Consider the following 11,285-nt stretch of genomic DNA (forward strand, 5'->3'; position numbering starts at 1 on the left):
CCAGGCCGGCGCGGTCGGCCGGGGCATCTCCGCGATCGCCGTCAGCCCCGACGGCTCGCGGTTGGTCACCGGGAGCGAGGACGGGGACGTGATGGATCGGGACGTCCTGACGGGCCTGCCGACCGGGCCGGCCCTGCCCCACGGCTCGCCCATCCGGATGGTCGCCACCATCGGCCGCGCGAGCAACTTTGTGTCACCCTGCACGATCAAAGCCGGCGGCGCGCTGTCGGTTTCGGCGAGCATCGCCGGATATTCGGCGCTCCCGATCATCAAATAGCGCCCACCCAGGGCATCGACTGCCGTGATTTCGCGCTCGATTTCGTTCAGGTTGGCAATGATCGGGGCTCGTCCACCGCCACGCCGCGCCAGCTCCGGCAGGGCCGCCAAGGCTGCGACGGCCGTACCGAAACGACGCATCAGCTGACGAAAGGTAATCGGGCCGATCGCGCGCGTGCGAATCAGGCGCAGCGCCGCTACGCCCTCTGCGTCGAGCGCCAGCTCAGCCTCCCTTGCCGATGCGCGGCTCGCTACCGTCGATCAGGCGTTTGATATTGTCGCGATGGCGCCACAGCACCACCAGAGCGAGCGCCAGAAACATCAGCGTCAGGTCCGCCCGGAAGAAAAACGCCGAGGCAACCGGCGCGGCCGCGGCGGCCGACATGCCCCCCACGGACGATCTGCGCGACAGGAGCATGCCCAGCAGCCACGCGGCCAATGCAACGAGACCGGTCGGCCAATGCACCGCCAGCGTGATCCCCAGAAGCGTCGCGACACCCTTGCCGCCTTTGAACCGCAACCACACGGGAAAGATGTGGCCGAAGAAAGCGGCGACGGCCCCCAGAGGCCCCGTTCCAGGTACCAGGGCTTCGCTGATCAGCACGGCCACCGCGCCCTTGCCCGCATCCAGCAACAGCGTCAGCGCGGCCAGGCTCTTGCGCCCCGTGCGCAAGACGTTTGTCGCCCCGATATTCCCGGAGCCCACGCTCCGTGGATCGGCCGCACCCGCCACGCGCGTCACGATGACCCCGAAGGGGATCGCGCCGACCAGATAACTGGCAATCAGGATAAGTGCGGGCACCGCCCAGCCGTTCACGTGCAATCCCCCTACGCAACAATTACCCCATCTGGGATGGGGTGCAACCAATCAGATAGCCGGTGCACACGGGCGCATCGCGGCGCGATACTGACAAAAAAAGGGCGGACCAGCGGCCCGCCCCCTTTCCTGTTCCGATCCGGCACCATCAGTAGTTGGCGTATGCCTCATTACCGATAAAGCCCATCTTGGTGACCTTCGCACGCTTGGTCACTGCCAGCACTTCGTCCACCACTTCGTACCGCGCATCCGCCGCGGGGCGGAGGTGCAGTTCCGGAACGGGGTTAAGCGTCTGGGACTGGTCCAGATACTGGCGCAATACCGTCATGTCGATCGGCGTCCCGTTCCACAGAACCTGGTCGCGATTGTTGATCGAGACCTCATTCTTGGTCGGGTTGATCGGCGGCGGGCTGGACGTGGTGTTCTGCGGAAGATCCAGCTTCACCGCGTGCGTCTGCACCGGGATCGTGATGATGAACATGATGAGCAGCACCAGCATGACGTCGATCAGCGGCGTCGTGTTGATGTCCATCATGGGCTCGCCTTCAGCGCCGCCCGAGCTCATGGCCATTTCGATATACTCCTAAAAACGGCGCTTAGTCGATCGCGGCGCGATATTGGCCGGGCTCGGGCTGCGAGATGAAGCCAACCCGGGTGAAGCCGGCGCGGGCAACGTTCGTCATCGCACCACCGACGCACCGCCAGGGCGTATCGATATCGGCACGGATGTGCACCTCGGGCAGCGAGTCAGGCGTGATGTTTGCCGGACCACCGAGCTTGTCGACCTCGACCTTGAGCTTCTTGACCGAGCGATCAAGCAGTTCTTCGGCGTTGATCTTGGTCTGTCCCCAGTAAACCTCGCAGGCGCCGCCGGGGCCAGCTCGCACCGACAGGACGACGTTTTCAGGCTTACTGGTCGTCGGCTCGTTGGCGACCTTCGGAAGGCGTACCGGAACCGTCTGAATGACGACTGGAACGGTGATCAGGAAGATGATGAGGAGCACCAGCATAACGTCGACGAGCGGCGTCGTGTTGATGTCCGACATTGGGGAGTCGTCTTCGGCAGCGCCGACACTCATCGCCATGGAACGGATTTCCTATTCTTGTCGGGCCGCGCAGTGCGGGGCCGGATCATAGCAGCGGGCGGAGCAGCGCCCCGCCCGTGCCATATGTTACGCCTTCGGGTTGATCGCGGCCGAACCCGTCTTCAGCGGCGGGGTCGGAGCGGTCTTGGCCGAAGCGAGCTGCGGACGAAGCGCACCGTTGGAGACCATGTAGCCATGCAGGTTGACCGCGAAGGTCCCCAGCTGCTCGGCAATGACCTTGTTGCGGCGGATCAGCCAGTTGTAGCCCATAACGGCCGGCACGGCGACGACGAGGCCGAGCGCGGTCATGATGAGCGCTTCACCGACCGGGCCGGCGACGGCGTCGATCGATGCCTGACCGGCAGCGCCGATCTTCACGAGAGCGCGATAGATGCCGATAACGGTGCCGAGCAGACCGACGAACGGTGCGGTCGAACCGACCGTTGCGAGCAGCGCCAGGCCCGTGCCGAGCTTGGAGTTGATCGCCGCGGTGCTGCGGTTCAGCGAACCACCGAGCCATTCATGCTGGTCGACCGGGTCGATCAGCAGGTTGTGCTGATCCTGGGCGAGAATGCCGTCTTCAACCACCTGGCGATAGGCCGAGTTGCGCTCCAGCTTGCTGACGCCGTCCTTGATGGTGGGCGTGCCCCAGAAGCTGGTGCGGACGCGCTTCGCCTGGTTGAGGATCTTCTGCTGTTCGAACAGCTTCGTGAACATGATGTACCAGGAGGAGGCCGACATGATCACCAGGATGATGAAAATTGTCCAGGCGATGACGCCGCCCTGATGGAGCGCGCCCATCAGGCCATACGGGTTTGCATTCGCGGCTGCGGCGCCGGCTGCGGGTGTAGTCATGGTCTCAACAATCCTTTTTCGATAAGTTGAGCGGTGCGGCGCGCGTCAGCACACCGCCCGCATAGCCGGCATCAATTGCTGGGCAGAACCCAACGGAAACGAATGGAGGCAGTCTGCTTGATCGGGTTACCCGCCTGATCCTTCGCAGGCGCATAACGGCCACGACGAGTCACAAGGCGGCATGCCGTGTCGTCCAGATCCGACGAACCGCTCGACGACGTCACGTGGCAGTTCTCGACCCGACCCTGCTCGTTGATCGTCCACGCGATACCGCTGACACCCGACCGCTCTTCGCGCATCGCGCCCGGCGGATAATCGTCATTGGTGATCCACGTGCGAGGATCGCCCTTTGCAGCAGCCGCCTGAGAGACAACCGGCGCTGGCGGCGCCGGCGGCGCCGTGGGCGTGATGACCGGCGCAGGCGGAGGCGCGACCGGCACGGTGTAAACCGGCGGTGCCAAGGTCGGCGTCTGCACGATTGCAGGAGGAGCGACGATGGGCGGCGGCGGCGCAGCCTGCGGCGTTTCCGGCGGCGGCGGCGGTGGCGGTGTTTCAGGTGGCGGCGGTGGTTCCTGGATATCCACGACCTTCAGATCTTTAACCACGTTCTTGACCACACTGAAGGCCAATCCGGTTATGAACGCGTATCCGATAGCCACGTGGAGCAGAACCACCAATCCGATGGCGACCGCCTTTCGCGGGGTCATTGTTGGTTGGTCAGCGTAAGCCATTAAAAAATGACACTCCCTCCGAGCCCTAAGATGGATATCGCCCTATTCGATATCCCGTCTGTAACGTACGCGTCAGGCTCTTCGTCCCATCTCGCGACACGGCGTGTTCCTATCGCGACGATTCATGCCATGCAAACGCTTTATGGTTGCGTTAACGGGGGATGGCTCGAATGAATCTTTCCCATTAACCTTTTCAGGCGGTCCAATGCGTTCTTTACCCCAGACTTCGGCTTTAGCGCTCGCCCTCGTAGCAGCGGCGCCGATTTCGGCCGCGCCCGTGCCCTTTGCCGGCCTGCCCACCGACTATAGTTATGTCGAACTGGCGAAGATGGCGCTCGCAGCGCGAGTGGTGATCGCGGCCGACATCGCCGATGCCATTGCTCTGAAGGGGGAAGCGGCGGCCGGCGTGCCGGCAGGAACGCGGCGTTATTATGTACAGGCCGATGTCCGCGGCCTGATTTCTGGCGCAGCCGTTCCTGCCCGAGTCACCTATCTGGTGGATCTGCCGGATGACGCTGCCGGCAAAAAGCTCAAGCTGAAGGGTGTGCCCGTCCTCCTTTTGGCGACGCCCGGCACAACAGCGGGAGAATTGCGGTTGATCGGGCCGCGCGCGCAGATCCCCCGCACGACTGACAATGAGCGCAAGCTGCGCGCCATCCTGACCGAGGCCGTGGCGGCGGACGCGCCGCCGGCGATCACAGGAATTACCCGCGCCTTCCATGTGGCGGGCACGCTTCCGGGCGAAGGTGAGACGCAGATCTTCCTGAAAACCGCCGATCAGCGGCCGATCTCGCTCTCGATCCTGCGCCGGCCGAACGAACAGCCTCGCTGGGCCGTGGCGCTTTCGGAAATGGTGGATGACAGCGCGGCACCGCCGAAGCCGGACACGCTGCTTTGGTATCGCCTCGCCTGCGGCCTGCCGCGCGCCCTGCCGGAAAGCGCGGTCAGTTCGCTCAATCCGGAAGACGCGACCGCTGCGAAGGCCGACTATCAGCTGGTGCTGACCGGCCTCGGCCCTTGCGGAGGCTGACGCGGCGACGCCTTTATCAAGCGTCCCGCATCATGTGGACGAAATCGCGCGCGTAGCTTTCCAGATTCGCGCCGCCGTCCACGAACAAGGTTTGCCCCGTCACGCTGGGGGCACTCGCCAGAAACGCGACCGCGTCGGCGATGTCGCGTGGTGCGGAATTGCGGCGCAGCGGCATGGCGTCCGCCAGGCGGCTCCACTGATCGGGATCATAATCGTCGCCAGGCAAGGTCATGCCAGGCGCGACCGCATTGATTCGCACATTCGGGGCAAAAGCCCGCGCCGTGACGCGGGTGGTTGATGCCAGGGCGAGCTTCGACGCTGTATAGGCCGCCTGGTCAATCGGCGCGTTTCGCACCCGTTGATCCAGAATGTTGACGACCACGCCGGGCTGCCCGGCAAGCGCAGCCGCGAAACTGCGCGTCAGCAGCAGCGGCGCCACGAAATTCACGTTCAGATGGCGGAACATCTCCGAATGCGTGAGTTCGGCCCACGCTCCCTCCGTGATCACCGACGCACTGTTAACCAGCGCGTCTGGTGCCCGGCCAAAGTACGCCGTGACCTGCTCGACCAGCGATTCGACATCCGCCGGATCGGCCAAATCCGCCGGAAAAACGGCCGATCGCACGGCGTGCGCATCGATCGCCTGCGCCAGCTCTGGGCATGGAGCCCCAGGCCGATGCGCGTGCAACGCCAGATCATAGCCTTCTTCTGCCAGGCGCGCGGCAATGGCAGCGCCCACCCGGTGCAAGCCGCCCGTAACGAGCGCCAGCATCAGCGCCGCTCGCGCACCAGTGTCATGCCAATCGACTCGCCCGCCTGCGACAGGGCCAGCTTGACGATCTTGACCTCGACCCGAGTAACCCGCGGATCACCGCCGAAGATGGTATCGGCGATATGATCGGCCACGGCTTCGACCAGAGTGAAATGCAGTTCGGCCGGCAGCGCCTCTTCCACCGCGCGTCGCAGATCGAGATAATTTTTGGAAGCGCTGAGCGGCGTATCATGGGCGAATCGGCGCGGCGCCGGAATATCTGCAGTCACCGATATGCGCAGCGGCTGGGGCATATGGGTTTCTTCGGAATAGATGCCGGTCAGAACGTTGATGACCAGATCGCTGACTTCCAGCCGAACGAAGTCGCCCGCACCTCCTATTTCAGGAGCAAGAATAAGCGGCTTGGGATGGTCGATCGCGGTCATGACGTCTCTCGGTTGTAATGGTGATGCCCTAGCAGCGACGTCGCCGCCCGGCCAGCCGGGTTCCCTTTGCCCCGCTTTGCGTTATGGGCCCCACCCTTTCCATCGGAGCCCGCCTTGTTGATCACGCTGTCGCCCCTTGCCGATGCCGCGCCCGACGATGTCGAGCGGCTGCTCGATTCGGCATTCGGAACGGATCGCCACAGCCGGACCGCCTATCGCATTCGCGCCGGCATGGCCCCCATCGCCGATCTATCGCTGGCGGCCTGGGAAGCAGATCGTCTGATCGGCACGTTGCAAAGCTGGCCTGTCGCTCTGCACGGCCTGGAAGGGGAAACGCCGCTGGTCCTCGTTGGCCCGGTGGCGGTCGACCCGGATCGTCAGCAGCGCGGCATCGGCCGCCTTATGATGGATGCGATGCTCTCGCGGGCGGCGTCGCACCCGCCGCTCGTGCTGATCGGCGATCCCGAATATTATGGCCGGCACTTTGATTTCACCGCCGATGCCACCGCGGGGTGGAAGGCGCCGGGGCCGTTCGAGCATCGTCGCCTGCTGGCCCGCACCGGCGGACGCGCGTTGCCCTTGGACGGCATGCTGGGGCCGCGACGCGAGACAAAGACAAGCGACCTCCGCTAACGCGGCGCAATGCCTGAGAAAACACCGCCGATCACAGATCTTGCTGACCTGCCTCTGGCGGAGATCGCGTGCGCGGTCGCCGAGCGTCGCCTTCCGCCGGTCGCGGATTGGAACCCTGCCCGGTGCGGCGACAGCCATATGCGGATCGCGCGTGATGGCACCTGGTATCACGAAGGCAGCCCGATCAATCGCCCGGCCATGGTCCGGCTATTCGCCAGTCTGTTGCGGCGCGAACCGGACGGGCATTATATCCTCGTCACGCCGGTCGAAAAACTGGACATTGCGGTGGAGGATGCACCCTTCGTCGCGGTCGAGCTCAAGAGCGAAGGCGTAGGAGCCGATCGCCGCCTCGCTTTCCGCTTGAACATTGACGAACCGGTTGTCGCCGGCCCCGATCACCCGATCGAGATCGTCGATGGCCGGCCCTATCTGCACGTGCGGGACCGGCTGCGCGCCAGCATCGCGCGCCCGGTCTATTATGAGCTCGCCGATATCGCGCTTGGCGAAGGCGCGGACCCGCCCGGCTTATGGTCAAACGGCGCTTTCTTCAGGCTGGATGCAGCGTGAGCCTCGCGGATCGGTTGCGCGTCGCGCTCGACAGCACGGTAAATCACACGCCGATCCAGGGCGACGATTATGATCGGGCGAACGACCATTATGTGCCCGCTGCGGTTTTGGTCGCCATCACCGATCGGCCGCATCCCGGCGTTCTGCTGACGCTCCGCCAGCCGCATCTGCGCCGACATGCCGGCCAGATTGCGTTTCCCGGTGGCCGGGCGGACCCCGAGGATCGGGATCTGGTGGCGACGGCCCTGCGCGAAGCGCGCGAGGAAATAGGGCTTGAACCGGAACGCGTCACTATTGTCGGGACGAGCGACACTTATCGGGTCGGCACCGGCTTCGTCGTCACGCCGGTCATCGGCGTCATCCCACCTGATCTTGCGCTCGCACCCCAAGAGGCCGAAGTCGCGGCGGTGTTTGAAACGCCCCTCTCCTTCCTGCTCGAGCCTGGCAACCACAGTCTCCAAAGCGTGATGTGGGAAGGACGCGAACGCCGTTTTCACGAAATATTGTGGGAGGACCGCCGCATTTGGGGGGCCACTGCCAACATGATCGTCAACCTCGCCCAGCGCCTGCAGGCTGCCACCCTATGATCTTACCGAATGCGGCATGGCGCAATGATCCCGATCTTGTGCGGCTCACCGAAGCGTTGGGAGAAGGCGATGGGCTGGTTCGTTACGTTGGCGGTGCCGTACGCGACACGTTGCTGGACCTGCCCGTTTCGGATCTCGATCTCGCCACCTCGCTGATGCCGGAGGACGCGTCCGCGCGCATTCGGGCTGCCGGCTTCAAGGCGGTGCCGACCGGAATCGCCCATGGCACGATTACGGCCGTCCTCGCCAACGGCCCGGTCGAGGTCACCACGCTCCGCCGCGACGTCAGTACCGATGGCAGGCGTGCGACGGTCGCCTTCACCGACGATTGGCGGGAAGATGCCGCGCGGCGCGATTTCACCATCAACGCGCTCTCCGCCGCTCCATCGACAGGCGAAATCTTCGACTATTTCGGGGGCGTTGCCGATGTCGGGATCGGGCTTGTTCGCTTCATCGGCGATCCGCTCGCCCGCATCGCCGAGGATCATCTGCGTATCCTGCGCTTCTTCCGTTTCCACGCGCGCTTTGGCCGCGGCGCGATGGATGAGGCCGCCTTGTCCGCCTGCGCCGCCCGCGCGAAAGATCTCATGGCCTTGTCGCGCGAGCGGATCGCGCAGGAATTGCTGAAGCTGCTCGGCGTGACCGATCCCACACCGACGATCGCGATCATGGTCGACCGCGCGATCCTGACGCCGGTCCTGCCCGAAATCGACCGCGGCGGCGTGGCACGCCTGGCGACCTTGGTGGCCCGGGAGGGCCCTGCTGGGGGCGACCCGGTGCGTCGGCTGGCGGCGTTGCTCCCACCCGATCCCGGTCTGGCCGATCAGGTCGGCGCCCGGCTCAAGCTTTCAAACGCGCAGCGCAAGCGCCTCGCGCTTGCGGCCGAGCCCGGCGATCCTGGCGCGCCACGCACCCTTGCCTATGCAATCGGCCTTTCCGCCGCGCGCGATCGCTTGCTGTTGCGTAGCGCCGACGCGGCCGCCGACCTTGCGGAGCTCGACCATTGGTCGCCGCCCCGTCTGCCGCTCGGCGGCGGAGACCTGGTTGCGATGGGCCTTACCGCCGGACCTGTCGTTGCCGGAACGCTGCGCGCGATCGAGCGCCGCTGGGTCGACGAAGGCTTTCCCGACGCCGATCGCGTGCGCGCGATCGCGATCGAGGAAGTCGCCCGCGCGCTGCGGTGAGCTCTAGGACTTGACCGGCTCGACGCGGGGCAAGCCGACGGCGAAGCGATTGTCGCGCGGGAAGCCGGTCGGCGGCATTCTGCCTGCCGCGCCCCGCGCCGCCCGCCATGGCCCCAGATCGGCTTCGGTTCTAACCCGACCGCTGTCGCCGCCCATCGGCCAACTCAGGCCATCGGCGAACCGGAAGGTGATGACGTCGGATAGCCCCCCGTCGCGATAGCGCTGGATTTGCGCGCCCTGCCCGCGCGCCAGATCCGGCAATTCCGCGAGCGGGAACACCACCAACTTCCGGTTATCGCCGATTGCGGCGACATAATCGTCGTCCTCTCCCACCGGCCGGGCAACTTTCACGACCGCGCCGCTGCGCAAATTGACCACTTGGCGGCCCTTGCGCGTCTCTCCGGTAATGTCCGCCACCTTGGCCACGAAACCCTTGCCGTCGCTCGCCGCGAATAGCAGCCGCTCGGCATTGCGCGCGGGCAGGAAGGCAACGATCCCGGCATCGCCTTCCAGGTCGATCATCAGCCGTACGGGTTCGCCAAAGCCGCGCCCCCCGGGCAGCCGGTCGGCCGGCAACGTGTAGACGCGCCCGGTCGCGGCCACGAGCAGCAGTTTGTCCGTCGTCTGCGCGTGGAAGGCGAACGCCGGTCCGTCCCCTTCCTTGAACTTCAAGGCCTCGGCCGAGGCTAGGTCGATATGCCCCTTCATCGCCCGCACCCAGCCGCGTTGCGAAAGGATCACCGAGATCGGCTCACGCTCGATCATCGCTTCCAGCGGGATCTCGCGCGCGGGGCCTTGTTCCTCGATCAGGGTGCGGCGGCGGCCAAGTTCGGTTTCCTGCGAATAGCGGTCGCGCAATTTGCCAAGGTCGCGCTTCAGCCGCGTACGTTGCCGCGCCGGGCTTGCGACCAGGGCCTCCAGATCCTGCGCTTCCTTGTCGAGCGCAGCCCGCTCCTTCCGCAACTCCATCTCTTCAAGCTTGCGCAAGCTGCGCAGCCGCATGTTGAGGATCGCTTCCGCCGGGCGATCGGTAAGGTCGAATTCCGCCATCAGCACTGGCTTGGGCTCATCCTCTTCCCGGATGATCTGGATCACGCGATCCAGGTTGAGATAGGTGATCAGATAGCCGTCGAGCAGCTCGATCCGGTCGGCAATCTTGGCGAGGCGATGGTTAGAACGGCGGACCAGCACCTCGAACTGATGGTCGATCCATGCCGCCAGCGCCTGTTTGAGCGACATCACCCGCGGCGTGCGGTCCCGATCCAGCACATTCAGGTTGAGCGGAACGCGTGTTTCCAGATCGGTCAGGCGGAACAGGCTGTCCATCAGCGTTTGCGGGTCAACCGTGCGACTGCGCGGCTCCAGCACAATCCGGATCTCCGCGTCACTTTCGTCGCGGATGTCGGCCAGGATCGGCAGCTTCTTGTCATTGATCAGCATCGCGATCGCTTCGATCAGCTTGGCTTTGGGAACCTGATAAGGCACTTCGCTGATCACTGCGACCCAAGCGCCGCGCCCCTGATCCTCCACCGCCCAGCGCGCGCGAACGCGGAACGATCCCCGGCCGGTCGCATAGGCCTCTGCGATCGCGGCGGCGCTGTCGACGACGATACCGCCGGTGGGAAAATCGGGGCCGGTGACGAAGCGCATCAGTTCGCGCGGGTCGCCCTCGGGCTGGTCGATGATATGCACCGCAGCGTCGATCAGTTCGGCGACATTATGCGGCGGGATCGATGTCGCCATGCCGACCGCAATTCCAGCCGCGCCGTTGGCCAGCAAATTGGGGAATAAGCCGGGAAACACCTCCGGCTCCTCCTCCTCGCCATTATAGGTCGGGCGGAACTCGACGGTCTGCTCGTCCAGCCCCTCCATGAGCAGGATCGCCGCCTGCGTCAGCCGCGCTTCGGTGTAGCGCATCGCCGCCGCATTATCGCCGTCGACAGTGCCGAAATTGCCCTGTCCGTCGACCAGCGGATATCTGAGCGCGAAGGGTTGGGCCAGGCGCACCATCGCATCATAGATGGATGCGTCGCCGTGCGGATGATATTTACCCATCACGTCGCCGACGACGCGTGCGCATTTCTTATAGCCTGCGTTCGGATCGAGCCGCAGCAGCCGCATCCCCCAAAGCAGGCGCCGGTGCACCGGCTTCAATCCGTCGCGCACGTCCGGCAGCGACCGTGCGGTGATCGTGGACAATGCGTAGACCAGATAGCGCTCCGACAAGGCGCTATCGAACGGAGCTTCGAGGATCAGGTTGAAGGGGTCGGTGGGTTCGGTCATCCTGTTCCGACTAGCCGACCGTCCGCGGCGCGCAAAGCGC

At 65.0% G+C, this 11,285-nt stretch carries 13 protein-coding genes and 1 pseudogene; 5 read left to right on the forward strand and 9 right to left on the reverse strand.

From position 1 onward, the window contains the following. The 6 genes and pseudogenes from ACOJSI_RS04910 to ACOJSI_RS04935 all read right to left on the reverse strand — a co-directional run. Positions 1-498, reverse strand: a pseudogene (locus ACOJSI_RS04910) (hypothetical protein); the annotation flags it as partial. A gap of 1 nt (position 499) precedes the next feature. Continuing rightward, the gene (plsY, locus tag ACOJSI_RS04915; protein WP_420137143.1) at positions 500-1,099 is read right to left on the reverse strand and encodes a glycerol-3-phosphate 1-O-acyltransferase PlsY; all 600 of its coding nucleotides are present in this window, start codon (positions 1,097-1,099) and stop codon (positions 500-502) included. Positions 1,100-1,241: 142 nt separating this feature from the next. After that, complete coding sequence (locus ACOJSI_RS04920) at positions 1,242-1,664, reverse strand: ExbD/TolR family protein (RefSeq protein WP_420137144.1); 423 nt, start codon at positions 1,662-1,664, stop codon at positions 1,242-1,244. A 25-nt stretch (positions 1,665-1,689) separates the two neighbouring features. Next, the gene (locus ACOJSI_RS04925) at positions 1,690-2,178 is read right to left on the reverse strand and encodes an ExbD/TolR family protein (protein WP_420137145.1); all 489 of its coding nucleotides are present in this window, start codon (positions 2,176-2,178) and stop codon (positions 1,690-1,692) included. 87 nt (positions 2,179-2,265) lie between these two features. After that, positions 2,266-3,033, reverse strand: a complete 768-nt coding sequence (locus tag ACOJSI_RS04930; protein WP_420137146.1) for a MotA/TolQ/ExbB proton channel family protein — start codon at positions 3,031-3,033, stop codon at positions 2,266-2,268. Positions 3,034-3,104: 71 nt separating this feature from the next. After that, positions 3,105-3,692: a TonB family protein gene (locus tag ACOJSI_RS04935; RefSeq protein ID WP_420137147.1), complete on the reverse strand. Its 588-nt coding sequence runs from the start codon at positions 3,690-3,692 to the stop codon at positions 3,105-3,107. Between the two features lie 277 nt (positions 3,693-3,969). Here ACOJSI_RS04935 and ACOJSI_RS04940 point away from each other — a divergent pair, with 277 nt between their 5' ends. After that, positions 3,970-4,794 carry a hypothetical protein gene (locus ACOJSI_RS04940; protein ID WP_420137148.1) on the forward strand — a complete coding sequence of 275 codons (825 nt, stop codon included), beginning with the start codon at positions 3,970-3,972 and terminating at the stop codon, positions 4,792-4,794. Between the two features lie 16 nt (positions 4,795-4,810). On the opposite strand, the gene ACOJSI_RS04945 is transcribed toward ACOJSI_RS04940, so the two are convergent. Beyond that, entirely contained in the window at positions 4,811-5,566 is a 756-nt protein-coding gene (locus ACOJSI_RS04945) for an SDR family oxidoreductase (RefSeq protein WP_420137149.1), read from the reverse strand. After that, complete coding sequence (locus ACOJSI_RS04950; RefSeq protein ID WP_420137150.1) at positions 5,566-5,991, reverse strand: dihydroneopterin aldolase; 426 nt, start codon at positions 5,989-5,991, stop codon at positions 5,566-5,568. The genes ACOJSI_RS04945 and ACOJSI_RS04950 overlap by 1 nt, the downstream gene beginning before the upstream one ends. 117 nt (positions 5,992-6,108) lie before the next feature. On the opposite strand from ACOJSI_RS04950, the gene ACOJSI_RS04955 reads away from it, so the two are divergent. The 4 genes from ACOJSI_RS04955 to ACOJSI_RS04970 are packed head-to-tail and all read left to right on the forward strand — an operon-like array spanning position 6,109 to position 8,962. Further along, positions 6,109-6,624: a GNAT family N-acetyltransferase gene (locus ACOJSI_RS04955; protein WP_420137190.1), complete on the forward strand. Its 516-nt coding sequence runs from the start codon at positions 6,109-6,111 to the stop codon at positions 6,622-6,624. A gap of 9 nt (positions 6,625-6,633) precedes the next feature. Beyond that, a complete protein-coding gene (locus tag ACOJSI_RS04960; RefSeq protein WP_420137151.1) occupies positions 6,634-7,191 on the forward strand; it encodes a DUF1285 domain-containing protein in 558 nt (185 codons plus the stop codon). Beyond that, positions 7,188-7,778: a CoA pyrophosphatase gene (locus ACOJSI_RS04965; RefSeq protein WP_420137152.1), complete on the forward strand. Its 591-nt coding sequence runs from the start codon at positions 7,188-7,190 to the stop codon at positions 7,776-7,778. Before ACOJSI_RS04960 ends, ACOJSI_RS04965 begins: the two co-directional genes overlap by 4 nt. After that, positions 7,775-8,962: a CCA tRNA nucleotidyltransferase gene (locus tag ACOJSI_RS04970; protein ID WP_420137153.1), complete on the forward strand. Its 1,188-nt coding sequence runs from the start codon at positions 7,775-7,777 to the stop codon at positions 8,960-8,962. Before ACOJSI_RS04965 ends, ACOJSI_RS04970 begins: the two co-directional genes overlap by 4 nt. A 3-nt stretch (positions 8,963-8,965) precedes the next feature. Here ACOJSI_RS04970 and parC read toward each other — a convergent pair whose 3' ends face one another. Beyond that, positions 8,966-11,245: a DNA topoisomerase IV subunit A gene (parC, locus tag ACOJSI_RS04975; RefSeq protein WP_420137154.1), complete on the reverse strand. Its 2,280-nt coding sequence runs from the start codon at positions 11,243-11,245 to the stop codon at positions 8,966-8,968. Positions 11,246-11,285 lie beyond the last annotated feature (40 nt).

Origin of the sequence: Sphingomonas sp., from assembly GCF_048595155.1 — a bacterium.
In the GTDB taxonomy this organism is placed as follows: Bacteria; Pseudomonadota; Alphaproteobacteria; order Sphingomonadales; family Sphingomonadaceae; genus Sphingomonas_I.

What these genes read in the sequence shown, in the direction of transcription:
- ACOJSI_RS04920 (WP_420137144.1), bottom strand. Translation starts at nt 1,664, where the DNA reads ATGGCCATGAGCTCGGGCGGCGCTGAAGGCGAGCCCATGATGGACATC.
- ACOJSI_RS04925 (WP_420137145.1), bottom strand. Translation starts at nt 2,178, where the DNA reads ATGGCGATGAGTGTCGGCGCTGCCGAAGACGACTCCCCAATGTCGGAC.
- ACOJSI_RS04930 (WP_420137146.1), bottom strand. Translation starts at nt 3,033, where the DNA reads ATGACTACACCCGCAGCCGGCGCCGCAGCCGCGAATGCAAACCCGTAT.
- ACOJSI_RS04940 (WP_420137148.1), top strand. Translation starts at nt 3,970, where the DNA reads ATGCGTTCTTTACCCCAGACTTCGGCTTTAGCGCTCGCCCTCGTAGCA.
- ACOJSI_RS04945 (WP_420137149.1), bottom strand. Translation starts at nt 5,566, where the DNA reads ATGCTGGCGCTCGTTACGGGCGGCTTGCACCGGGTGGGCGCTGCCATT.
- ACOJSI_RS04950 (WP_420137150.1), bottom strand. Translation starts at nt 5,991, where the DNA reads ATGACCGCGATCGACCATCCCAAGCCGCTTATTCTTGCTCCTGAAATA.
- ACOJSI_RS04960 (WP_420137151.1), top strand. Translation starts at nt 6,634, where the DNA reads ATGCCTGAGAAAACACCGCCGATCACAGATCTTGCTGACCTGCCTCTG.
- ACOJSI_RS04970 (WP_420137153.1), top strand. Translation starts at nt 7,775, where the DNA reads ATGATCTTACCGAATGCGGCATGGCGCAATGATCCCGATCTTGTGCGG.
- parC (WP_420137154.1), bottom strand. Translation starts at nt 11,245, where the DNA reads ATGACCGAACCCACCGACCCCTTCAACCTGATCCTCGAAGCTCCGTTC.